The organism is Streptomyces alboniger (genome assembly GCF_008704395.1).
GTDB classification, from domain to species: domain Bacteria; phylum Actinomycetota; class Actinomycetes; order Streptomycetales; family Streptomycetaceae; genus Streptomyces; species Streptomyces alboniger.
Genome location: NZ_CP023695.1, coordinates 6,974,189 through 6,996,595 on the forward strand (window position 1 = coordinate 6,974,189; position 22,407 = coordinate 6,996,595).

Annotated in this window: 17 protein-coding genes; 7 read left to right on the forward strand and 10 right to left on the reverse strand. The window is 72.3% G+C overall.

Annotated elements, in window-relative coordinates; translation table 11 throughout:
• Positions 1 to 8: 8 nt before the first annotated feature.
• Positions 9 to 1,520, reverse strand: coding sequence for a glycoside hydrolase family 3 protein (locus CP975_RS30635; protein WP_055534003.1), 1,512 nt, complete (start codon positions 1,518 to 1,520; stop codon positions 9 to 11).
• Positions 1,521 to 1,815: 295 nt separating this feature from the next.
• Here CP975_RS30635 and CP975_RS30640 point away from each other — a divergent pair, with 295 nt between their 5' ends.
• Both CP975_RS30640 and CP975_RS30645 read left to right on the forward strand, forming a co-directional pair.
• Positions 1,816 to 2,817, forward strand: coding sequence for a zinc-dependent alcohol dehydrogenase (locus CP975_RS30640; RefSeq protein ID WP_055534006.1), 1,002 nt, complete (start codon positions 1,816 to 1,818; stop codon positions 2,815 to 2,817).
• Positions 2,818 to 2,839: 22 nt separating this feature from the next.
• Positions 2,840 to 3,790 (forward strand): Gfo/Idh/MocA family protein, encoded by a 951-nt coding sequence (locus tag CP975_RS30645; protein WP_055534008.1) that lies wholly within the window; start codon positions 2,840 to 2,842, stop codon positions 3,788 to 3,790.
• A gap of 19 nt (positions 3,791 to 3,809) precedes the next feature.
• Here CP975_RS30645 and CP975_RS30650 read toward each other — a convergent pair whose 3' ends face one another.
• The 7 genes from CP975_RS30650 to CP975_RS30680 all read right to left on the reverse strand — a co-directional run bounded on the left by CP975_RS30650 (position 3,810) and on the right by CP975_RS30680 (position 14,598).
• Complete coding sequence (locus CP975_RS30650) at positions 3,810 to 4,670, reverse strand: phytanoyl-CoA dioxygenase family protein (protein ID WP_055534010.1); 861 nt, start codon at positions 4,668 to 4,670, stop codon at positions 3,810 to 3,812.
• Positions 4,671 to 4,686: 16 nt separating this feature from the next.
• Positions 4,687 to 5,808 carry a phenylacetate--CoA ligase family protein gene (locus CP975_RS30655; protein WP_055534012.1) on the reverse strand — a complete coding sequence of 374 codons (1,122 nt, stop codon included), beginning with the start codon at positions 5,806 to 5,808 and terminating at the stop codon, positions 4,687 to 4,689.
• 9 nt (positions 5,809 to 5,817) lie between these two features.
• Positions 5,818 to 7,002: a hypothetical protein gene (locus CP975_RS30660; protein ID WP_055534014.1), complete on the reverse strand. Its 1,185-nt coding sequence runs from the start codon at positions 7,000 to 7,002 to the stop codon at positions 5,818 to 5,820.
• Positions 7,003 to 7,007: 5 nt separating this feature from the next.
• Positions 7,008 to 9,152, reverse strand: a complete 2,145-nt coding sequence (locus tag CP975_RS30665; RefSeq protein ID WP_055534016.1) for a DegT/DnrJ/EryC1/StrS family aminotransferase — start codon at positions 9,150 to 9,152, stop codon at positions 7,008 to 7,010.
• 18 nt (positions 9,153 to 9,170) lie between these two features.
• The gene (locus CP975_RS30670) at positions 9,171 to 10,400 is read right to left on the reverse strand and encodes a radical SAM protein (RefSeq protein ID WP_246201687.1); all 1,230 of its coding nucleotides are present in this window, start codon (positions 10,398 to 10,400) and stop codon (positions 9,171 to 9,173) included.
• A gap of 147 nt (positions 10,401 to 10,547) precedes the next feature.
• Positions 10,548 to 11,282, reverse strand: coding sequence for a Clp protease N-terminal domain-containing protein (locus CP975_RS30675; RefSeq protein ID WP_055534018.1), 735 nt, complete (start codon positions 11,280 to 11,282; stop codon positions 10,548 to 10,550).
• A 535-nt stretch (positions 11,283 to 11,817) separates the two neighbouring features.
• Positions 11,818 to 14,598, reverse strand: a complete 2,781-nt coding sequence (locus CP975_RS30680; protein ID WP_167532757.1) for a helix-turn-helix transcriptional regulator — start codon at positions 14,596 to 14,598, stop codon at positions 11,818 to 11,820.
• A 139-nt stretch (positions 14,599 to 14,737) separates the two neighbouring features.
• Here CP975_RS30680 and CP975_RS30685 point away from each other — a divergent pair, with 139 nt between their 5' ends.
• Together CP975_RS30685 and CP975_RS30690 are read left to right on the forward strand one after the other, a co-directional pair.
• Complete coding sequence (locus CP975_RS30685; RefSeq protein WP_055533492.1) at positions 14,738 to 15,814, forward strand: NAD(P)H-dependent amine dehydrogenase family protein; 1,077 nt, start codon at positions 14,738 to 14,740, stop codon at positions 15,812 to 15,814.
• A gap of 3 nt (positions 15,815 to 15,817) precedes the next feature.
• Complete coding sequence (locus CP975_RS30690) at positions 15,818 to 16,309, forward strand: carboxymuconolactone decarboxylase family protein (protein WP_055533481.1); 492 nt, start codon at positions 15,818 to 15,820, stop codon at positions 16,307 to 16,309.
• Between the two features lie 21 nt (positions 16,310 to 16,330).
• Here the strand turns inward: CP975_RS30690 and CP975_RS30695 are convergent, their stop codons facing one another.
• The gene (locus CP975_RS30695) at positions 16,331 to 17,947 is read right to left on the reverse strand and encodes a GMC oxidoreductase (protein ID WP_199783116.1); all 1,617 of its coding nucleotides are present in this window, start codon (positions 17,945 to 17,947) and stop codon (positions 16,331 to 16,333) included.
• Between the two features lie 158 nt (positions 17,948 to 18,105).
• Positions 18,106 to 19,014 (reverse strand): LysR family transcriptional regulator, encoded by a 909-nt coding sequence (locus CP975_RS30700; RefSeq protein ID WP_055533479.1) that lies wholly within the window; start codon positions 19,012 to 19,014, stop codon positions 18,106 to 18,108.
• Positions 19,015 to 19,084: 70 nt separating this feature from the next.
• Here CP975_RS30700 and CP975_RS30705 point away from each other — a divergent pair, with 70 nt between their 5' ends.
• The 3 genes from CP975_RS30705 to CP975_RS30715 all read left to right on the forward strand — a co-directional run bounded on the left by CP975_RS30705 (position 19,085) and on the right by CP975_RS30715 (position 22,347).
• Positions 19,085 to 19,726, forward strand: a complete 642-nt coding sequence (locus CP975_RS30705; RefSeq protein WP_055533472.1) for a maleylpyruvate isomerase family mycothiol-dependent enzyme — start codon at positions 19,085 to 19,087, stop codon at positions 19,724 to 19,726.
• Between the two features lie 93 nt (positions 19,727 to 19,819).
• Entirely contained in the window at positions 19,820 to 21,466 is a 1,647-nt protein-coding gene (gene qcrB, locus CP975_RS30710; RefSeq protein ID WP_030786038.1) for a cytochrome bc1 complex cytochrome b subunit, read from the forward strand.
• 29 nt (positions 21,467 to 21,495) lie between these two features.
• Positions 21,496 to 22,347: a metallophosphoesterase family protein gene (locus tag CP975_RS30715; RefSeq protein ID WP_055533470.1), complete on the forward strand. Its 852-nt coding sequence runs from the start codon at positions 21,496 to 21,498 to the stop codon at positions 22,345 to 22,347.
• Positions 22,348 to 22,407: the final 60 nt, after the last annotated feature.

Genomic DNA, 22,407 nt, shown 5'->3' on the forward strand with positions numbered 1-22,407 from the left:
GCCACGTGTCAGGCGCCGGCCCCCACCAGCAGCTCCGCCGCCGCGATCCCCGACACGCGGGTCGCGCCGTGCGTGATCAGATGGGCGGCACCGAGCGTGTCGCCCGCGGGCACGCCCATCTCGACGACCAGCGCGTCGGGGCGGCTGCGCAGGAGGCGGTGCAGGGTGTCCGTCATCCAGCGGTGGCGGGCCGCGTCGCGGACCACGACCACCAGGGCACGCCCCGCGGCCGGGGCCAGCGCCTCGCTGTCCAGGAGGTCGCAGGTGTGGGTGAGTTCGGGTTCTGTGAGGCGTACGGACGTCGTGCCCGGGCGCAGGGCGCGCAGGGGTTCGGCGATGCCCCAGGGAGTGTGGCCGTCGATGGCGAGGTTCATCGTCGGGGACAGCTCCACGACGTGGGGTGCCCCGGCCAGCGGCAGCACCGTTCCGCAGCGGTAGCGGACGCGGACCGCGCGGCGCGCCGCGACCAGGCCGATGCCGGAGTCCCGCGCGGCGCGCGCCACGGCCCGCGATTGTGCGCCGGACCAGGCCGCGAAGTCGCGCACGCGGGCGCTCGCCGCGGCCAGCCGCTCCTCGGGGAGCATGCCGTCGAGCACGGCCTTCACCAGGGCCGTGGCGAGCAGGTCGACCGTGTCCTCCCCGGCGCTCTCGCCACCCACGCACACCGCGTCCACGCCGCCCGCGACCGCGCGGACCGTCGCGCCGTCGATGCCGTAGCGGTCGGTGACGGCACCCATCTCGATGCCGTCGGTGACCAGCAGCCCGTCGAAGCCCAGCTCCCCGCGCAGCAGGTCCGCCAGGATGGGGCGGCTGAGGGTCGCCGGCAGGTCGGGGTCGTACGCGGGAGCCAGCAGATGCGCGGTCATCACAGCGCGGACGCCCGCCTCCATCGCCGCGATGAACGGCGGCAGCGCGGTGCGCGCGATCTCCTCCGCGGAGCCCCGCACCTGCGGAAGGCCGTAGTGCGAGTCGACAACCGTGTCGCCGTGCCCGGGGAAGTGCTTGGCGCAGGCGGCGACGCCGGCCCCTTGCAGACCGCGGATCCAGGCGGCCGTGTGCCGGGAGACGAGATCGGTGCGGGAGCCGAACGAGCGTACGCCGATCACAGGGTTGAGGGGGTTGGAGTTCACGTCCGCGCTGGGCGCGAAGTTGAGCGAGACGCCCGCCGCGTGCAGATCACGGCCGATGTCATGGGCCACGCGCTCGGTCAGATCGATGTCGTCGACCGCGCCGAGGGCCAGATTGCCGGGACGCGACGAGCCGGTCCACGCCTCCAGCCGGGTCACGTCCCCCGCCTCCTCGTCGATGGCGACGATCAGATCGGGATTCTCCGCGCGCAGGGAGGCGGTGAGCCGCGCGACCTGCTCGGGGCTCTGGATGTTGCGCGCGAACAGTACGACGGAGCGCAGGCCCTCGGAGATCCTGCGGCGTACCCAGTCGGGGGCCGTGGTGCCCTCGAAGCCGGGCTGTAGCACGGAGTTGGCGAGGTGCTCCAGAGTCGGGTCACTGCTCGATGCCATGGCGCGACCTCCGAAGTTGCGGGTACGTGGGACCGGGTACGTGGGACGAGGCTCGCGGGTGCGAGGGGCGAGGCTCATGGGGCGTGGCGCGCGGGCCGGGGCCCGTGGGGCGTGGTGTGGTGAGCGGGGCTCCTGCTGATTGGTCCAGGCCAATCGGATAGTGGATATTGGCTCGTATCGATCGGGGCTGTCAAGAAGTGCGAACAGGCCGAGACGGGTGAATGTGACCCTGTGGCGGCCGAGTTGGGGAATGCTGGTGACTTCCGCTGATCGCAACCGGTGAGGGGAGAGGGCCATGCGCAGATACGAACTCGTCGGCAGGCGCGACATCAGGCTGGTCACCGACGTGGCGGTGCCGGACCCGGGGCCGCTGGAAGTCCTCGTCCGCGTCCACGCCTGCACGGTCTGCAACCGCAGCGACCTCGCCTACTTCCACTACCACGGGCTGCGCGAGCACTGCTCCCAGGGCTGTTTCGGTCACGAGATCGCCGGAGTCGTCGAGGCGACCGGCGCGGGCGTGAGCCGGGTCGTGCCCGGCCAGCGGGTCTTCGTACGGACGCCGCTCACCACCGGATACGCCGACTACGCGCTGGCCCGCGAGATCTCCGTGGGGGTGCTCCCCGACGCCGTCCCCTTCGAGCAGGGCGCGATCCTGCAACTGCTGCCGCTCGCCGTGCACGCCACCCGCGGCATCCGCCTCGGCGACCGCGTCGCGATCGTCGGCCAGGGGCCCGTCGGCCAGCTGGCACTGCGCGTGGCGGTGGCCCGCGGCGCCGCCGAGACCGTCGCCGTCGACCTCGACGACTGGCGCCTTGAGCGGTCGTCCGCCGCGGGCGCCGACGCGGTGCGCCGGGTGGACGGCAGCCGTGAGCAACTGGCCGCCGTCGGTGCCGACTTCGACGTCGCGATCGACGCGGTCGGCACCCCGACCACCCTCAACGCCTGCGTGGAACTCGTATGCCAGAACGGCCTCGTCGTCCTCCTCGGCACCCATCACATCGACACACACGTCAGCGTCGACCTGGTCACCTGGGAGCGCAAGGGACTGCGGGTGCACAGCTCCGCCGAACCCGTCGACACCGCGCGAGCGGACGCGCTCGCCGTCGCCGAACGCCTCGCCCACCGCCGCGTCGCCGCCCTGCGCCTGGCCGACCTCCACACCCACACCTACCCCCTCGACGAACTCCCGAAGGCCTTGGAGCAGCTCTCCGCCAGCCGCGCCCTGTACCCCGACGGCGAGCGCGCCCCCTACGACGGGCCGCCCCGCGAGACGCTGAAGGTCGCGATCATCCCGTGAACCCGGGAGGGCGTGGCGCCGCGTGAGATGGGGCATCGCCGGATACGGCGACGTCGTGACACGCCGCGCGCTGCCCGCCCTGCGCGCGCTCGGCGAGGAGCCCGTGGCCCTGTGGGGCCGCGATGCGCGGCGTGCGTCGCGCATCGCCGGGCGGTACGGCGTCGCCCGCTCGGGCACCGACCCGGACCTGCTGCTGACGGGCGTCGACGCCGTGTACGTCGCCACGCCCGTCGCGGGCCATGTGCCGCTCGCCCGCGCAGTCCTGGACGCCGGACTCCCGGTCCTGGTCGAGAAGCCCCTCGCCGGGGGCCTCGGCACGGGCGGCACGCTCGACGCGGCCGGACGGTGCGCGGGCGTGGCGTACTACCGCAGGCTCGCGCCCGCCGTACGACGGCTGCGCGCGGAACTCACCGGCTGGACGCCCGAGCGGGCCCGGGTGCGGTTCCGGTCCGCCTTCGCGCCGGGCGCCCGCGATCCGATGCGGTGGCGCACCGACCCGGCCGTCTCGGGCGGCGGAGTACTCGCCGACGCGGGCAGCCACCGGGTCGACCTGCTCCTCCACCTCTTCGGACGCCCGTACGAGGTGACGGCGCGGCTCGGGGACCGCTTCCCCGCAGGCGCGGAGCGGCGGGCCGAACTCACCCTGCGCTGGCGGTCCGGGCTCCGGGCCCAGTGCCTCCTGGAGTGGGGCGGGGGCCCGCCGGTGGACCGCTTCGAGCTGACCGGAGGCGGCCGCGCCGTGCTGCTGGACCCGCTCGACGCGGGGCGGCTCGCGCGGTCGACCGGGCGGTCGCTCCTGCTGCCCCCGGCGCCCAATCCGCACCAGCCGCTGCTCGCCGACTTCGCGGCGGCCGTCGAGGCCGGCGGGACGCCGGTGTGCCCGGTGGCCGAGGCCCGCCTCGTCGACGACGTGATCGTGGCCGCGGAGCGCTCGGACGCGGCGGGCGCCGAGCCGGTCCTGCTCCGCGCCTGAACGCCTCGCCCGCCGGGGTTCACGCTCCGTCGTCCGCCGACCAGGGCCGCAGCCAGCGCGGATCGGGCGTGTCGCCGCGGCGCACGAAACGCGCGTCTATGGAGAGCCGCATCGCGTCCGTCGTGGTGTCCAGGGACGCGTGGATGATGTGCGGCACGTGCACCATCACGTCGCCCGCCGCGAAGTCCGCCCACAGCCAGCGGCGGCCCAGCGTGCGGGCGGTGAGTTCCAGGTCGTGGCAGATCTGGCGGCGGTCGCCCGGCCGGTCGGTGACATCGCGCAGGGGGGCGTACTCCTCGCGCGGCAGCCGGTGGGAGCCCTCCAGGTACACGAGCGCGCCGGTCCGCGGCGGGCAGTCGCCCACGGGGATCCACAGGGTGACGACGCCAGGCGAGCCCCGGTCCATGTAGTCGAAGTCGACATGGGCACGGGAGGCCCGGCGGGTGCCCCGGTGGAAGTGGCGCAGTATGCGGCGCGGGAGCATCCGTGCTTCGCCGCCGAGGAGTTGGGAGGCGAGCGCGGCGAGGGCCGGGTCGCCGACGAACCGGTCGAAGGACACGGAGCGCACGAACGCGTACGCCGGATGCCCCGCGACCCCGTACTCCGGAACGCGCGCGGGCACCTCACCGGAGAACACCCCGTCCTCGGGGGCGCTGCCCGCCGCGAGCAGGCCCGGCGGGAACAGTGCGAAGTACCGCCCGCGCAGCCGCAGGACCTCAGCCCGGTCGAGGAGCCCCGGCAGATACAGATAGCCGTCGGCGCGCAGCCGCTCGCGGAGCGCTGCCGGATCCCTCGGCGCCAGCAGGTCGGCGCTGGGGCGCAGGGGGCCGAAGAGGTCCGGTGTGAAGGGGACGGGTACGCCGTTCGACGACAGGTTCACGGGGGGTGTCCTTCGGTCAGTAGACGCCTTCCACCGCGTCGGCGGAGCCCTCGCCGCCCTCCGGGAACGGCCGCACGGCGGCCACCCCGTCCCAGGGGAACCACGGGTGCGGGCCGGTCCTGACCGCGCTGTCCCGCTCCAGGAGGTTCGGCAGGAAGAGGTCTTCGAGGAGGGTGGTGGCCCGGACGCGCCCGCGCTCACCGACGGCGACCTCGCGCCACGGGTCGGCCGGGTCGACGACCCGCAACACGGCGAAGGGCGGCGGCAGATGGTAGGAGTGCCCGGCCCCGTCCGGCACACCGGGCGCCGCCCCCGCCGCCGCATCGGCCTGGAGGGCGTGCCCGACCAGCGTGTTGCCGTAGGTGTCGATCCACTGCACACCCGCCAGGTGCTCCGCACGCAGGAACTGCGCCTCGGCGGCGGTGCAGGAGGTCCCGCCCGTGCACACCGCCCGGACGCCGAAGGTGTGCAGGGGGCGCGGCAGCCGCATCGCCAGCTCCAGGAGCAGCCGCGAGGTGGTGAAGAGCAGCGAAGGACGCTCGGCGGCCAGCAGCACCAGGGTCTGGTCGATCAGGTGCGCGGTGTACGGGTCCGCCTCGCCGCCCGAGCGCAGCGCGGCCTTCACCCAGCGCGGATCGAAGTCGATGGCGTGCACGGCGCCGCGCCAGCTGTCCGCGAGCCCCTCCACGAAGTGCCCGTACGCGTGCGGGCCGCTCGGCGTCATGGCGAGCACGTCACCGCCCGCCACGCCGCGCGCCTCCAGCACGGTGCGGTAGATCTCCACGTCGTACGCGAGACGCGTGACGTTGACGATCCGGCAGGGCGTACCGGTGGTGCCGCCGGTCTCGAAGACGCGGAAGGGCCGGTCGCGGTAGCCGCGCGGGAGCAGGTCGCGGGCGCGGGCGGTACGGAGTTCCGCCTTGTCGAAGAGGCCGAACAGTTCCAGCGCGGCGAAGCCGTCCACGTCCTTGACGGGGTCGAAGCCGAGCTTCTCGCGCCGGGCGGCCCAGAAGGGGCTCGCCGTCCCCGGATCGAAGTGCCAGCGCATCATGCGGCGCGTCCAGGTGTCGAGGTCGGTCCCCAGCTCCGGGACGCGTCGGCGCAGCGTGTCGGTCAGTGTGCCGAGGACGGTCGTCATGCGGGGGCCTCACTCCGCTGGGCGGTGCACGAAAAGGGACTCGGCGGTGAGGGCCCGCACCGCGTCGGGGGCCGCGTGGAGGGCGGCGGCGAAGGGGAAGGGAACCTCGTGACCGACCAGGGGATGACACTCGTACTCCTGCACGCACTCCCGGACGTGTTCCTGGAGCAGGACGAGTCGGGGCAGGACGCAGGGTGATCCGTCCACCAGGGCGATCGGATCCCGGCGGGTGAGCATGCGGTCGCCGGGGCGCATACGGTCGTGGACCGAGCGCAGCGCGCGATGTGCCGCTTCCGGCTCGCGGAAGACGGTGAGCGGCCAGTCGGGGCCGCCGGGAGCCGGGGGGAGGGCGTCGAGCGCGGCGGCGAGCGGGACGGCGAGGGCCGAACTCTGCCGGCGGTCCGTACAGATGACGGCGCGTACGTTGGTGCAGAAGCGTCCGGAGTCGCCCGCGACCAGGGGCAGCAGCCAGACCACGGCCTGCTCGACCGGCATGTCCGCGGGCACCAGGGCACAGCCACGGCCCGGGCCGTGCAGGGTGAGTGCCGGGGAGCCGCGAACCGACGCGGCGAGGCCGGCGCCGCCGTAGACGGTCTGCCGGTCGGTGCGCTTCAGCAGACCGTGCAGCCCACGCCGGCCGGTGGGGTAGAGGCCGATGCGGGCGGCGGGCCAGCCGACGGCGAGCAGGGCGGCGACGAGCCGGGCCGCGGAGTACGGCTCGCGTCGGCTCGGGCGCACCCAGACGGCTCCTGAGCGCTCGGCCTGGTCGAGTACGGAGTCCAGGCAGGTGAACGTGTTGCCGGGCAGTGCGACGAGGGACAGCAGGTCGTCGGGGGCCGGCCCCCCTCCCCGCTTCAGCAGGCCGTCACGGAGCAGCGCGCACCACCGGTCCACCAGCGGCCCGGGCAGCCCCGCGGTCTCCCATACGAGCGCGCGGAAGTCGTCGGCGTCCTGCTCGCCGAGGCCGCCCACGAAGACACGGCCACGGGAAAACAACTCTACTGCCGCCAGCAGCAGTTCGCGGCGTCCGGTGAACGGGGGCAGCTCGGCGCGCGTACTGTCCCACCAGCCGCGGTCGGCATGGGAGACGATCTCCGGTACCAGCGCGAGGCCGTACCCGGAGCCTGCCGCGCCGGGCAGTGCGGCGGTGTCCAGCGACGTCCGCCACTCGCCTCTGCGAAACGCGGAGAGCACCGCCCTCACGACAGCTCGCTGCGGAGGGCGGCGACCACCCGTATCTGCTCGGCTTCCGTGAGGGACGGGTACAGCGGCAGGGCGATGTGGTGACGGGCGAACCAGCGGGCCCGCTCGAACGGCCCGTCGAGGGCGGCAGGTTGGACGTCCGCGCCGGTGAAGTACGGGTGGTCGCACAGCAGATGGTCGTAGACCTCACCGGCGAGGGACACCCCGTGCCGCTCCCGCAGGCGCTTCTTCAGGAGCGCGCGGTCGAGCGGGCCGTCGGGGTCGGGATAGGCGAGGTACTTGTAGAAGTTGCCGCCCACCCCGGGAGGCACGGTGTGCGGCCGTATTCCCGGGACGTCGGCGAGCAGGGTGTCGTAGCGGGCGGCGAGTTCACGGCGGGCCGCGAGGGTGTGAGCGAAGCGCTCCAGGTCCACCGTGCCGACGGCGGCGTGGAGTTCACTCAGCCGCCAGTTGCCGCCGGGACGGTCGTGCAGCGTGGAGCCCGGGGCGCTCTTGCCGTGGTCGCGCCAGCGCCGCACCTGTTCCAGGTCGCCCGGCCGGGCGGACACCAGCCCGCCCTCGCCGCTGACCGCCACCTTGGTGGGGAAGAAGGAGAAGGCGCCGAACCGCCCGAAGCTGCCTGCCGCGCGCCCGTGCAGGGTGGCGCCGAAAGCGTGCGCGGCATCCTCCACCACGGGTACGCCGCGCTCCCGGCAGTGCGCGAGGACCCCGTCGAGCGCCGGTGACACGATGCCGCCTATGTGCACCGGCAGCACGGCGGCCGTGTCGGGATACCGGTCGAGGGCCGCGCGCAGGGCGTCCGGGTCCATGCCGAGTCCGTCCAGCTCGATCTCGACGAAGCGCACGGTGGCCCGCGCGCGCACCGCCGCCGCGGCCGTGGCGAAGAACGTGTTGACGGGCGCGAGCACGGTCCTGCCCGCCACCCCGATGATCCGCAGCGCGATCTCCAGGGCCGCCGAACCGGACGCCACGGCGGCCGTCCCCGTGCCGGTCCAGGCGCGGGACAGCTCCTCGAAACGGGCCACCTGCGGGCCTTGGGTGAGGACGCCCGAGGCGAGGGCCGTATCGACGCGGTCGAGAACGGCACGCCGCTGGGACACCTCGAAGTGGATGCGCTGGGCCGGGACGTCGGCACGGGGCGGGCGGGAGTCCCACAGGGTGCGGGAGAAGAAGTCCGCCGCGTGGCCCACATGCGTGCCGTGGCCCATGGGGAGTTCATGGATCTCGACGGAAGCGGAGGCCTCGCCCGTCCCGTACGCCGATCGAACTCTGTCCGCCGCGGCGCGCGCGTCGGCCGGTTCGAGGGAGGAGTCGGCGGTGCCGTACTGGAGTTGGAGGGGCGCCGGGGCGTGCGCCGCGTACAGGTCGGGCAGGTCGGCGTATTCGAGGATGCCGGGGAGCGCCGCTCCCTCGTGGCCGGTCAACAGCCGTCCGTACAGGGCTGGGTAGCTGCCGAGGTGGCTCGCCGCGCAGAGCGGGAGGCCTTGGCGGGGGGCGAGGAGAGCGGTGTGCAGGGCGACGGCCGCGCCGAGGCTGTGGCCGAAGAGGCCTACGCGGCCGTGGTCGACGAACGGGTGTGCCGTGAGCGCGTCGAGCGCGCCCAGGGCGTCCCCGACGAGCGCGCCGAGCAGGGAGCGGCCGGTCAGCGTGAACGCGTGGGCGAGCAGGGTCCCTTCGTCCCGCCCGGCCCTGCGGTGGTCGTCGAGGCCGCCGTCGATGCCGTGGTCGAAGGAGAGCGTCACGAAGCCCGCGTGCGCCAGTTGCTCGGCGACATTGCGGTCCGGGTGGTCGGGCGGCACGTCGCCGGTGAGCTGGTCCAGGCGCGCGTTCCTCCCGCCGATGACGAGGACGGCCGGGCCGGGGGAGCCGTCGGTCCGGGCGTCGGCGGGGGCGAGGAGGGTGGCGTGGAAGGAGCCGCGTACGGGCGAGTCGAACGTCAGGTGCTCGCGGTGCAGTCCGTCGCGGACCGATGCGACGGTGTCGGTGACGGTGAGGGCCGCTTCCTCGACGCGGGCCAACCGCTGCACGACGGAGCGGAGTTGACGGGCTCGCGAAATGTGGTCCTCTAAGGCGTCGGCGTCAGGGGCGCGGCGCAGGACGGGTTCGGCGGCGAGGAGCCGGCGGAGGTGACGTACTTGCATGGCGCGGTCCCGTCCCGGTCAGACGAAATCGCCGTGCAGGGTTGTGGGCACTTCCAGCGCGTACGCGTCGAGCGCCTCGTCCAGTGCGATCCGGCCGCGTTGGAGGAGTTCCAGGAGTTCGTTCTGCGGGCGGTAGAAACACGATTTGCACAGGTCGGTCCTGCGCGGATTGGAAGCCTCCCAGGCGGCGCGCGGGCCGCCTTCGAGTACTTCGGCGTATCCCTGTTCTACGACATTGCCGATGAGATAGCGGCTGTTGAGATGCACCTGAGGGCACGGGTAGAGATTTCCGTCGGCGCCGACCGCCGTGACGAAACGGCTGTAGTGGCAGCGCTCGAAGTCACCCTCGACCTCGTCGATCTGGTCCATCGGGCCGCGGTCCAGCTTGGGCACCGAAACCTCGAAGGCGTCGGTGGACAGAGCGGCGGCCCTGGTGAGCGACTCGGAGATCTCCGGCATCACCGATTCGATGGTGTCGTGGCCGAGCGCGCTGTAGAACTCCGGCTCGAAGCGCACGTAATGCGCTCCGGATTCCAGGGCGATATGGGCCGCCTGGAGAATCTCCCGGTAATTCCGCAGGGTGATCACGTAGTTGAAGCCGATGCGGAAGTCGGGGTCGGCCGCGCTCTCCCTGAGCCTGCCGACCGAGCCGACGAACCGCGAGAACGTCTGCTCCCGGTCCCGGGTGATGTCGTCGAAGGTCGCTTCCGTGCCCGCGTTCAGGCCGATGCGGACCCAGGTGTGGGTCTCGGCGACGCAGGCGGCGACCTCGGGGCGGCCGAGCCGCGAGCCGTTGGTGATCAGGCCGATCCGCAGCCCCGCGGTGTGCCCGGCCCGGCAGATGCCGGTGTACCCCGGGTGGATGGTGCACTCGCCGCTGCCGCAGAACGTCACGGCCCGGCCGTCGTTCGCGGCGAACTCGCGCAGCAGGGTGACCGCCTTGTCGGTGGCGATCGAGTCCTTGAACGAGAACAGGTCGTAGAACTGCTCTTCGTTGGGGGAGTGGAAGTTGCAGAAATGGCATCGCATATTGCAGGCGCCCATGATGCCGATCCGCATATGGACTGGCTTGATCTCCTGGCCCGCGACGAACCGGCGCAGCAACTCGCCGTGGGCCAGGACCTTCTGTGGTGAGTGCGCCTGATCAAGACTGACGATCGGCAGGCCTTCACGATTTTGGGGGGCTGCCCTCTTGAGGGCGCCATCGATGTCGCCCCTGAGGTCACCGGCACCGGATGTGCTGTTCACGAACCCCCCACGCAAGGTCACTGTGCGTTTTCGCTGTTCGAGACGGTCCTTGCGACGTTAGGGAGCGCCGAGGCGGCTGTCAACGGGGCTGGACGACAACGGAGTTGGGGGTGTATTCGCCGGTGGCAGACCGGCGTCGGGCCGCGGTCATGCCGAGGTCGCGTCCGCCAGGAACTCGGCGATCGAGGCCGAGAGACCGTCCCTGCCCAGGCCGAGACCCGTGAGCGGACCTCTGCCGTCCTCGGACTCGACCAGGGCCAGCAGGATGTGCTCGGTCCCGACGTGGTGGTGGCCGAGGCGCAGCGCTTCGCGGAAGGTCAGTTCGAGCACCTTGCGGGCCCCCGCGTCGTACGGCACGAGCTCGGGCACCTCGTCGGCCGTAGCTGGCAGGGCGTCCAGGGCCGCCCGGCGTACGTCCTCCAGGGCGACGCCCTGTGCCGTGATCGCCTTGGCGGCGACGCCGTCCGGCTCACTCAGCAGGCCCAGGACCAGGTGCTCGGTGCGGATCTCGTCGTGGTGGGCCGCCTTGGCTTCGTTGTGCGCGGCCATCACGACGTTCCTGGCCCTGGGGGTGAAGCGGCTGAAACCCTGGTTCGGGTCGAGGTCGTTGGGCTCGTCCGGCTTCTTGGGCACGAACCGCTTCTGGGCGGCCTGCCGGGTGACGCCCATGCTCTTGCCGATGTCGGTCCAGGAGGCGCCCGAGCGGCGGGCCTGGTCCACGAAGTGGCCGATGAGGTGGTCGGCGACGTCACCCAGGTGATCGGCGGCGATGACCGCGTCGGAGAGCTGGTCGAGGGCGTCGGTGTGGACCTTCTTGATGGCGTCGATGAGGTCGTCGAGGCGGACCGTGGGCGCGGGTGTGGTGCGGTCTGCATGCGTCATGTGACAACCGTAGGTTGACAGTTCGGTGACCGTCAACCCTTGGTTGACACCGAACGCCCCGGCCCCCGGCGAGCCCCCGAGGAAAACCCTGGGACGCGCCCCCGCCCACGGTGGTTGAACGGCGGAACCACCGGCTCACCGCACCCCTGCCCGGCGAGACGGGCCCCCACCGTCACGCCCGGCCCGCGGGCCCCCGGCGCCCACCCCGGATTCCGAACCGGGACCCCAGGGTTTTCACGGTCGACCCCGGGCCCGTACGGGTCCATGGTGGAGCCACGGTCGCGAAGCCGCGGCGGGCCCGGAACACCGGTACGGGGAAATACGGGGAAGAGGTACCGGTGGCCGGACGTACTACGGGGGTGTACGTCTGGACGGGCCGTCCGCGGACGGGGAGTGACCGTCGCGAGGCGGGGGAGGGGGTGCCGGTGCGAGGCACCCCCGCTCGGGGCGCGTGACAGTCCGGGCGCCACGCGAGATTCCCGGGCCCCACGGGTCAGCCACCGGACCCCACGGGTCGGATCCCCGGACCCCGGGTTCAGACCGCCGAGGCCTCCGTGGCCTCCGTCGCCCGCGCCAGCAACCGCACGAGCTGCGCCCTGCGATGCACACCGTCGAGCTTGCGGTAGATGTTGCTCAGGTGGAACTCGACCGTCTTGACGCTGAGGAAGAGCCGCTCCGCCACCTCGTGGTTGGTCAGGCCCCGCCCGACCACCAGCGCGACCTGCATCTCCTGCGGCGTCAGCCGCTCCAACGGGGCCCGCTCCGGGCGCACTTCGGTGCCGCCCGCCGCGTGCAGCTCGGCGGCCACGCGCGCCGCCCACCCCGTCGCCCCGAGCCGCTCGAACGTGGCGAGGGCCCGCTCCAGCAGGCGACGGGCCTCGCTGCGCCTGCCCTGCCTGCGCAGCTGCTCACCCCACGCGAACTCGGTGCGCCCCCGCTCGAAGGGCACGGGGCGCTCGGCGAGCAGCGCGAGGGAGCGCCGCATGTGGTGCTCGGCGGAGTCCGGTTCGAGCAGACCGCGACAGCGCGCCGCGGCCCCCGCGGTGACCGGACGGTGCCCGCGCCCCGCCTCGTGCTCCAGGACGTCGAGCACCTCGCGGGCCTCGGCGGTCATGTGCAGATGGACGTACGCGTCCGCGAGGTCCGCCGCCCACGTCAGATACAGGCCATCGCCCCGGCCGTGTGTGCGGGAGAAGGCCCGCACCTCCTCCAGGCGGTGCACCGCCTCCTCGAAGCGGCCGAGGCCCAGCTCCAAAAGGCCGAGCGCGCCGCGCGCCCGCGCCGCGTCCATCGGCAGCTCGGTGGAGGCCGCCCACTCCATGGCCTGCGCCGCGTGCCGCCGGCAGTCCGCCTCGCGGTGGAGCGCGGCCTCGGTCCTGGCGAGGGCGGCGAGGCCGCGCGGCACCTCGATGAGACGCCCGGTGGCCTCCGCGAGGCGCACCGCCTCGTCTGCCTGCGCGAGCGAGGCGCTCCAGCGGCCCCGCCAGAACTCCACCACGGACAGCGTGCACAGCAGGTGCGAGAGGAGACCCACCGCGCTGGAGCCGCGCGCGGTGTACGCGGCGCGGTCCAGCAGCCCGTGCGCCTCGTCGAGTTCCTCCGCCGCGAGATGACAGAGGCCGCCCACACCGGAGAGCGGATAGGGGAACGCCGGGTCGGGTGAGGCGAGGGGGCCCGCCAGCTCGCGCAGGAGCGTGCGGCCCGCGTCCGCGTCACCGCCGAGCAGCAGCACCAAGGTGCGCAGGAGCCGCACCGGCAGCAGCGTCTGGTGGGCGGAGTCGGCCAGTGCCATCGCCGCCGCGGAGCTGCCGCGGGCCGCGGTGAGGTCCCCGACCGCGAGGTCGGTGAGCGCGATGCCGCCGAGCATGACCGCGGCGAGCGCCGGGTCGACCTTCTCCGCCTCTTCGACCGCGGCCCGCAGCAGCTCGCGCGAGCGGGTCGGCTGCCCGCGCTGCACGTCGAGGTAGCAGCGCAGCTGGCGGATGTCGAGCCGCGTACCGAGCTGTTCGGCGTGCTCCAGGGCGCGGTCCAGGATCGCGGCGGCCTCGTCGAGGGACCCGGCGGCCTGCGAGGCACGGGCGGCGCACAGCAGCCGCTCCGCCTTGCGCTGTCCGGCGGGCGTGAACCGCGCGGCCCGCTCGTACAACCGGGAGGCCAGGGGATACGCCAGGGTGTCGGGCGCCCCGGCCGCCGCGTTCTCCAGGAGTGACGCCACATGCTCGTCCGGCTCCGCGCCCGAGGCGGCCAGATGCCACGCGTACTGCTCAAGGGCGGGTGCGGTGGCGCCTTGCAGGGAGCGGGCGATGGCGTGGTGGGCGCGGCGTCTGCGCACGGGGGTCGCGCCGTGGTAGACCGCCGAGCGGACCAGGGGGTGCCGGAAGGCGTATCCGTCCTGCTCCTCGACGACCAGGCCCGCCGCCTCGGCCGCCTCCAGTGACTCATAGCTGAGGCCGTGCGTCCGCAGCGCCGCCTCGGTGCCGGCCAGCGGCCTCGTCCCGAGGACCGCGAGGAGCAGCATCGCGTCCTGCGCCTCCGGGGGCAGCCGGGCCACCGCGCTGCCGAAGGTGTGGGCGAGGAGTTCACCGATCGGCAGGGGCGCCTGGGAGTCGCCGTCGTCGCCCGCGCCGCTCCCGGCGAGCAGGGCGGGCAGTTCGATCAGGGCCAGGGGGTTGCCGCGCGCCTCCGCGAGGAGCCGGGCCGCCTCCCGTTCGGTCAGTTCCGCGGTGCCCTCCTCGGCGATCAGGCGGTGCGCGGACTCGGCGTCGAGGCCGTCGAGGGTCATGGTCTCCACGGAGGCGAGCCGGGACGCCGGCCCCGCCAGTTCGTCGCGCGAGGTGAAGAGCACGACGACACCCTCGCGGCCGAGCCTGCGGGTGGCGAAGGCGAGGGCGTCCAGGGAGTACGGGTCGAGCCACTGCGCGTCGTCGACGGTGACGAGGACCGGGCCCTCCTCGGCGAGCGCGCCGAGCAGGCTGAGCGTCCCCGCGGCCACCGCGAAACGGTCCTGGGCGACGGCGGGGCCGAGCGCCAGCGCGCCGGTGAGCGCGGCGGCCTGGCGCTCCGGGATGCGGTCGAGGAAGTGCAGCACGGGCCGCAGCAGATCGGCGAGGCCCACATAGGGCAGGTCCGACTCGACCTCGACGCCCCGGGTGCCGAGCCGCAGCAGGTCGTCGGCCTGCCCGGCCACATAGGTGACGAGGCTTGTCTTGCCGATCCCGGCCTCCCCGCGGATGAGCAGGGCGCCGCTCTCGCCCCCGCGTGCCTTGTCGATGAGGGCGAGAAGACGTGCGCATTCCAAGGAACGCCCCAGGAGCATGTGTTCAGCGTACCTGTGGCACATGACTTCGCGGAGTCGTGGAACGGCACGTATCTCCACCAGGAGACGCGCCCAACACGCCTGGATAAGCGCCTCCTTGGCCCTGTCATCCGTCAGGCCCTGCCGCTACCCTCCGCGCATGATTCCCACGGTGGTCTGGGGCACCGGCAACGTCGGCCGCGCGGCCGTCCGCGCCGTCGAGGCCCACCCGGTGCTGACGCTCGCGGCGGTCGTCGTGCACAGCCCGGACAAGGTCGGCCGCGACGCGGGCGAACTTGCTTGTCTAGGACGGAGTTTGGGTGTGCCGGCGACCGACGACGCCGACGCGGTGCTCGCCACCCGACCGCGCGCGGTGGTGTACGCGGCCTCCGGCGACCTGCGCCCTGCCGAGGCACTCGACGACGTGGTCAGGGCGGTCCGGGCGGGGGCGGTGGTCGTCACGCCCGCCCTCTACCCCCTCTACGACCGGCGCGGCGCGCCCCCGGAGTTCAGGGACCCGGTCCTCGCGGCCGTCGCGGAGGGCGGCGGCTCGCTCTTCGCCTCCGGAGTGGACCCCGGCTGGGGCAACGACGTACTGCCCCTGCTGCTCAGCGGGGTCGGCACCACCATCGACGCGATCCGCTGCCAGGAGATCTTCGACTACACCACGTACGACCAGGAGGGCTCGGTCCGCGACCTGATCGGCATGGGGCACCCGATGGAGTACGAGCCGCCGATGCTCGCTCCCTCGGTCCCGACGATGGTGTGGGGCGGCCAGGTGCGCCTGATGGCGAGGGCGCTCGGCGCCGAACTCACGGCCATACGCGAGACGTTGGAACGGCGCGCCCTCGACACGACGGTGAGCACGCGGACGATGGGGGAGTTCGCCGCGGGCACCCAGGGCGCCGTCCGCTTCGAGGTGCGGGGCGTCGTCGGGGGCGAACCCCGCATCGTCATCGAGCACATCACCCGCATCCACCCGTCCTGCGCGCCGGACTGGCCCTCCCCGCCCGGCGGCGGCTCCGGCGCCCACCGCGTCATCGTCGAGGGCCGCCCCCGCATCGAGGTCACGGTCGAGGCCACCGACGAGGACGAGAACCGTTCCGCGGGCGGCAACGCCACCGCCGTCGGCCGGCTGGTCAACGCCATCGACTGGCTCGTGGACGCCGGACCCGGCCTCTACGACGCGCTCGACGTCCCGCTGCGCCCGGCGGCGGGCCGGCTCGGAAGGAAGTGACCCATGGGTGAAGGCCCGCGCATCGACATCCCCGAGGGGCAGGACGCCATCGCGTACGTGTGGGGCGAGATGGTCCCCGAGATCGGCGCGGCAGCGTCCGGCTTCTCGCTCGCGGTGTACGCCCATACGACCCTCGGCCTGCGCGAGTTCGAGGCGGCGCGGCTGCGGATCGCCCAGATCAACGGATGCGTCTTCTGCCTCGACTGGCGCACCGAGCGCGACGGGCACAAGGTCGAGGAGGAGTTCGCCGACGCGGTGACCCGGTGGCGTACCACCGACGCCTTCGACGACCGCACGAGGCTGGCCGCGGAGTACGCCGAGCGGTACGCCCTCGACCACCACCACCTCGACGAGGAGTTCTGGGCGCGGATGACCGCGCACTACAGTCAGGCCGAGATCGTGGAGCTGAGCATGAGCATCGGGTCGTGGCTGGCGTTCGGCCGGCTCAACCACGTGCTCGGCCTCGACACGGTGTGCGTGCTGCCCAAGCCCTGAGAGCCCGCGGGTCGTGGCCCCTCACAGGTCGGCGGCGATGATCTTCTCGATGTTCCGTTCGGCGAGCGCCGTGATGGTCACGAACGGATTGACGCTGGTGTTGCCGGGGATCAGCGCGCCGTCGATGACGTAGAGCCCCGGATGGCCGTGCAGGCGGCCGTAGTTGTCGGTGGCCCTGTCGAGGACCGCGCCGCCCAGCGGGTGGTACGTGAGGTGGTCGCCCCAGATCTTGTACGCGCCGAAGAGATCGGTGCGGTAGATCGTGCCCTCCTTGGCGTTGATCTTGTCGAAGATGGTCCTGGCGGCATCGATGGAGGGCTGCTTCCAGGCGGTCTGCCAGTTCAGCTCCGCCCGGCCCGTCGCCGCGTTCCAGGAGAACTCGGCGCGGTGCGGGTTCTTGGTGATCGACAGATAGAACGACGCGTACGTCTCGATCCCGGTCGGCAGCGGCGCCACCTCGGCGAACGCGCCGCCCGCGGCCCAGTTGTCGATGCCCGCCGTGGGAATGGACGACTGGAGACTGCCGGTGGCGTCCCACATGTGGTTGGCGCGGCCGCACATCACGTTGCCGTTGTCGCCCCAGCCCTTGCCGACCTCGCCGTTGAGGCGCGGCAGCGCTCCGGTCGCCCTCAGCTTGACCAGGAGCTTGCTGGTGCCGACGCTGCCCGCCGCGAAGAAGACCTTGTCGGCCGTCATCTCCTTGGTGGCGACGGTGTCGCCACCGGTGTTGATCTGGTCGATGGTGACGGTGTAGCCGCCACCGGCCGCCGGCGTGACCGAAGTGACCTTGTGCAGCGGGGAGATGGTGACCCGGCCGGTCGCCTTCGCGCGGGCGAGATAGGTCTGTTGGAGGGACTTCTTGCCGTGGTTGTTGCCGTAGAGGATCTCCCCGGCGAGCGCCGACCTGGTGGCGGTGCCCGCCTGCTCCCGCTTCATGTAGTCCCAGTCGTACACGTCGGGCACGAAGACGAACGGGAAGCCGGAGCGCTGCGCGTGCTTGCGGCCGACCCGGGCGTACTGGTAGCACTCGGCCGTCTCGAACCAGCCGGGGTCGATGGTGCTCACCCCGAGGGCCGCGTTGGCGCGCGGGTAGTAAGTGCCGTACATCTCACTCGCGTTGACCGAGGGGAGCACGGCGGCGAAGTTCTCCCGCCGAGGCGTCACCGCCATGCCGCCGTTGACCAGCGAGCCGCCGCCGACGCCCCGGCCCTGGTAGACGGTGATGCCGCCGAACTCCTCGGCGTCCAGGATCCCCGTGTGGCGCGGCACGTCCTTGTCGAGCGGGAAGCCGAGGAAGTTGCTCAGCGGCTGCTTGGTCCTGGTGCGCAGCCAGAAGGAACGGACGTCCGGGCGAGTGGTGTTGGCGAAGATCTTGCCGTCGGAGCCCGGGGTGTCCCAGGCCATGCCCATCTCGGCCATGTGCACGTCGACGCCCGCCTCGGCGAGCCGGAGGGCGGCGACGGCGCCGCCGTAGCCGGTGCCGATCACCAGGGCGGGGGCGCGGGCGCCGTCGAGGGCGCGGGCCGGTGCGGTGTGGCCCGTGAGTGCGACGGCACCGAGAATGGAACTCGTTCCGGCCAGGAATCTCCGACGTGATAGCCCCTCAGATGCCTTGTTGTGCTTGGCTGTTGAGTCCATGTGACCTTCCTCACGTTTGACTGAATTGAAACGAGTTCTACTGCCGCCTGCATGGGAAGTCACGCCATACCAAAAAGTAACTTCTGTCCGGTCCCGCACCCCGCAGAACTCCTTCGCGATGGGCCTGCCGCCCACGCCGCCCGGCTGACGCGCGCCCCTTAGGGCACGCCCAGCTCACCCCGCAGCCGGTCCAGGAGCGCGCGGGCCGCTGGGCTCGCGGGGCCGTCCTTGCGCCAGGTCAGGGCTATGCGTCCGCGCGGGCGCGGGTCGGTGATCACCAGGGTGCGCAGGCCCAGGCCGGTGGCCATGCCCGCGGGCAGCGCGGGCAGCACCGCCACGCCGAGCCCGCGCGCGGCGAGCCGGGTCAGGACGTCGGGGGAGGCCGCCTCGAAGGCGATGCGCGGCTTGAAACCCGCCTCGGCGCACGCCCCGTCGAGCACCCCGCGCAGACCGGTGCCGCGCGGCAGACTGATCAGCGGCCGACCCGCCAGCTCGGCAAGCGGCACCTCGGTGCGGCCCGCCGGGTGCAGGAGGGGGTCGCCGGGAGCCACGGCCGCGACCAGCGGCTCGTCGACCACGATGTCAAGTGCCACGTCCGGCGGCGGCTCGTCCGCCGTCAGGCCGAGCAGCGCGATGTCCAGCTCGCCCCGCCGCACCGCGGCCAGCATCCGGTCGGAGGTGTCCTCCGTGAGGGAGATCTCCACCCGAGGGTGCGCGTCGTGGAAGTCGGCGACCACGGACACCACGTCGAACTCCTGGGTGGCGGCGCCCGACACGAGCCCCAGGACGACCTGGCCGCGCAGCAGCCCCGCGAACTCGTCCGCCGTGCCCCGCGCTCCCTCGGTGGCGGCGAGCGCGGCCCGCGCGTAGGGCAGCACCGCCCGGCCCACCTCCGTCGGTGTCACCGCACGGCTGCCGCGGTCCAGAAGCCGATGGCCCAACTCCCTTTCGAGCCGCTGTATTTGCGCGCTGACTCCGGGCTGCGCCAGATGCAGCCGGGCGGCGGCACGGGTGAAGCTGGCCTCTTCGACCACGGCCACGAAGTACTGGAGTTGCCGGAGTTCCATAACGGATGATGCTAGTGGTGAGAAGAAGAAGCTCTTGGACTTGTCGCCGGGCCTTGATCAACCTGGAGTCATGCGAAAGACGACAGGGAACGAGCGCCACGTCCGTGCCGAGATCGCCGCCGAACGCCGCGAACTGGCTAGCCTCTTCGACGGGTTGAGCCCCGCCCAGTGGGACGCCCCCTCGCTCTGCGCGGGCTGGCGCGTACGCGAGGTCGTCGCGCACATGTCCCTCGGTTTCCGCCGCTCCCTGCCCATGACGCTCCTCGACATCGTCAAGGCGGGCGGCAGCCTGCACCGCATGACGGACCGCCGCGCCCGCGCGGACGCCGCCGCCTACCCGCCCGCCCGGCTCGCCGCATACATACGGGACAACGCGCACCACCCCTGGACGCCCCCGGTCGGCGGTTACACCTCCGCGCTGGCCCACGACGTGGTGCACGGCCTCGACGTCACCGTCGCCCTCGGCCTGGACCGAGCAGTTCCGGCCGAGCGCCTGCGCATCCCCCTGGGCGCCGTCGACACCAAGAGCCTCAGGTTCTTCGGGGCCGACCTCACGGGCGTCGCGCTGCACGCCGACGACCTCGACTGGTCGTACGGCAGCGGCATCCCCGTACGGGGCGCGGCGCAGGACCTGCTGCTCGTCGCGTTCGGCCGCAAGGTGCCGCCGGGCAGGCTGCGTGGCGAGGGTTGCGAGCGGTACCTCCTGAGGTGAACGGGAGGTATTTCGCGGCTGGTTGTCACAAACAGCCCTGTTGGATCCGTCATACATGCGACCTACTCTGGAGAGCGCCTGAAAGGGAGTCGCATGAGCGGAAGCATCGAGCGCACCGGGGCAAGCGGAGGACGAGGACGGCCAGGGCGCGGGGAGCGGGTCGCGGACTGGGCGGACGGGCGCCTTGGCATCAACACCCTGGCCAAGAGCCAGATGCGCAAGATCTTTCCGGATCACTGGTCGTTCATGTTCGGCGAGATCTGCCTCTACAGCTTCCTGATCCTGATCCTCACCGGCACCTACCTGACCCTGTTCTTCGAGCCGAGCATGGCCGAGGTCACCTACGACGGTCCCTATGTGCCGCTCAAGGGCCTCCAGGTGTCGAGGGCGTTCGAGTCCACGCTGGAGATCAGCCTGGAGGTGCGCGGCGGCCTGCTGATCCGGCAGATCCACCACTGGGCCGCGCTCGTCTTCGTCGCGGGCATGATGGTCCACATGATGCGGGTGTTCTTCACCGGCGCCTTCCGCAAACCACGCGAGGTCAACTGGCTCTTCGGCTGGACCCTGTTGATGCTCGCCATCATCACCGGCCTGACCGGATACTCGCTCCCCGACGACCTGCTCTCGGGCACCGGTGTCCGCTTCGCGCACGGCGCGATCCTCTCGATCCCCGTCGTCGGGACCTACCTCGCGTTCTTCCTGTTCGGCGGGGAGTTCCCGGGCGAGGACATCGTGGCGCGGTTCTACCCGATCCACATCCTGCTGCTGCCGGGCATCATGCTCGGGCTGGTCGTCGCGCACCTGATCCTGGTCTTCTACCACAAGCACACCCAGTTCGCCGGGCCCGGAAAGACCGAGAAGAACGTGGTCGGCGCGCCGTTCCTGCCCATCTACATCGCCAAGGCCGGCGGCTTCTTCTTCCTCGTCTTCGGCGTACTCGCGATCATGGGTGCGGTCGCCTCCATCAACCCCGTCTGGGCGATCGGCCCCTACCGCCCCGACACGGTCTCCACCGGCGCCCAGCCCGACTGGTACCTCGGCTTCTCCGAGGGGCTGATCCGGGTGATGCCCGCCTGGGAGATCAACATCTGGGGGCACACGCTCGCCCTCGGCGTCTTCATCCCGTTCGCGCTCTTCCCGCTGATCATGACGGCCATCGCGGTCTACCCGTTCGTCGAGGCCTGGGTCACCGGCGACAGGCGGGAGCACCACATCGCGGACCGGCCCCGCAACACACCGGTGCGCACCGGGTTCGGCGTCGCCTGGCTGACGCTGTACTTCGTGCTGCTGATCGGCGGCGGCAACGACATCGTCGCCACGCACTTCCACCTGTCGATCAACGTCATCACGTGGTTCGTGCGGATCGCCTTCTTCGTCGCGCCCGTCCTCGCCTTCGTCGTCACCCACCGGATCTGTCTCGGCCTCCAGCGCAGGGACCGCGAGAAGGTGCTCCACGGCCGCGAGACCGGCACCATCAAACGCCTGCCGCACGGCGAGTACGTCGAGATCCACGAGCCCCTGCCCCAGGCGGAGCTGTACCGCCTGACCGCCCACGAACAACCCCAGCCCTACGAGATCGGCCCCCTGGTCGACGCCAACGGCGTGGCCCGCAAGGTCCCCCGCTCCGAACGCCTGCGCTCACGCCTCTCCCGCGCCATGTACGGCCCCAAGGCGCAGGTGCCGAAGGCGACGGCGGAGGAGTACCTGGCGATCCAGCGGGGCGAGGGTGATCACCACTGACGAGGCAACTCGGTTAGCCTCACACGGTGATGGCATCCGAGAGCACCCCGAAGCTGCTGGCGATCAGCGACCTACACGTCGCGTACGCGGAGAACAGGAAGTACGTCGAGACCATTCGGCCGGAGACGGACGGGGACTGGCTGATCGTCGCCGGTGACGTCGCCGAGCGCATGGCCGACATCGAGTGGGCGCTGAGCACGCTCGCCGGGCGGTTCGCCAAGGTGGTGTGGTCGCCCGGCAACCACGAGCTGTGGACGCCCAAGGACGACCCGGTCCAGCTGCGCGGCGAGGAGCGCTACCAGCACCTCGTCGCGCTCTGCCGCGAACTGGGCGTCGCCACTCCCGAAGACCCCTACCCCGTGTGGCGCGGCGCGGGCGGGCCCGTCACCGTGGCCCCGCTGTTCCTCCTCTACGACTACAGCTTCCGCCCCGGCGGGACGCGGACCAAGGAGGAGGCCCTCGCGGTCGCGCACGAGGCGGGTGTCGTCTGCACCGACGAGTACTTCCTGCACCCCGACCCCTACGCCACCCGCGACGACTGGTCGCGGGCGCGCGTCAAGCTCACCGAGGAGCGCCTCGCCGAGCGGCCCGCCGGGATGCCCACCGTCCTCATCAACCACTGGCCCCTGCTGCGCGAGCCCACCCGCATCCTGCGCTACCCGGAGTTCGCCCTGTGGTGCGGCACCGAGCTGACCGCGGACTGGCACGTGAAGTACGACGCGGCGGCCGTCGTCTACGGCCATCTGCACATACCGCGCACGACCTGGCACGACGGCGTGCCGCACGTGGAGGCGTCCGTCGGGTACCCGCGCGAGTGGCGCAGGGACTTCCACCCCGACCCGCGGCTGCGGCAGATCCTGCCGGCGCCCGAGGAGCGCTGAGGGCCGTTGTCAGTGCCTCCCCATAGAGTGAAATCACTCGGTAAGCCTGGGGAGAAGGAG

What these genes read in the sequence shown, in the direction of transcription:
- CP975_RS30700 (WP_055533479.1), bottom strand. Translation starts at nt 19,014, where the DNA reads ATGGAACTCCGGCAACTCCAGTACTTCGTGGCCGTGGTCGAAGAGGCC.
- CP975_RS30695 (WP_199783116.1), bottom strand. Translation starts at nt 17,947, where the DNA reads ATGGACTCAACAGCCAAGCACAACAAGGCATCTGAGGGGCTATCACGT.
- CP975_RS30690 (WP_055533481.1), top strand. Translation starts at nt 15,818, where the DNA reads ATGGGTGAAGGCCCGCGCATCGACATCCCCGAGGGGCAGGACGCCATC.
- CP975_RS30715 (WP_055533470.1), top strand. Translation starts at nt 21,496, where the DNA reads ATGGCATCCGAGAGCACCCCGAAGCTGCTGGCGATCAGCGACCTACAC.
- CP975_RS30640 (WP_055534006.1), top strand. Translation starts at nt 1,816, where the DNA reads ATGCGCAGATACGAACTCGTCGGCAGGCGCGACATCAGGCTGGTCACC.
- CP975_RS30675 (WP_055534018.1), bottom strand. Translation starts at nt 11,282, where the DNA reads ATGACGCATGCAGACCGCACCACACCCGCGCCCACGGTCCGCCTCGAC.
- CP975_RS30635 (WP_055534003.1), bottom strand. Translation starts at nt 1,520, where the DNA reads ATGGCATCGAGCAGTGACCCGACTCTGGAGCACCTCGCCAACTCCGTG.
- CP975_RS30680 (WP_167532757.1), bottom strand. Translation starts at nt 14,598, where the DNA reads ATGCTCCTGGGGCGTTCCTTGGAATGCGCACGTCTTCTCGCCCTCATC.
- qcrB (WP_030786038.1), top strand. Translation starts at nt 19,820, where the DNA reads ATGAGCGGAAGCATCGAGCGCACCGGGGCAAGCGGAGGACGAGGACGG.
- CP975_RS30655 (WP_055534012.1), bottom strand. Translation starts at nt 5,808, where the DNA reads ATGACGACCGTCCTCGGCACACTGACCGACACGCTGCGCCGACGCGTC.
- CP975_RS30705 (WP_055533472.1), top strand. Translation starts at nt 19,085, where the DNA reads ATGCGAAAGACGACAGGGAACGAGCGCCACGTCCGTGCCGAGATCGCC.
- CP975_RS30665 (WP_055534016.1), bottom strand. Translation starts at nt 9,152, where the DNA reads ATGCAAGTACGTCACCTCCGCCGGCTCCTCGCCGCCGAACCCGTCCTG.
- CP975_RS30685 (WP_055533492.1), top strand. Translation starts at nt 14,738, where the DNA reads ATGATTCCCACGGTGGTCTGGGGCACCGGCAACGTCGGCCGCGCGGCC.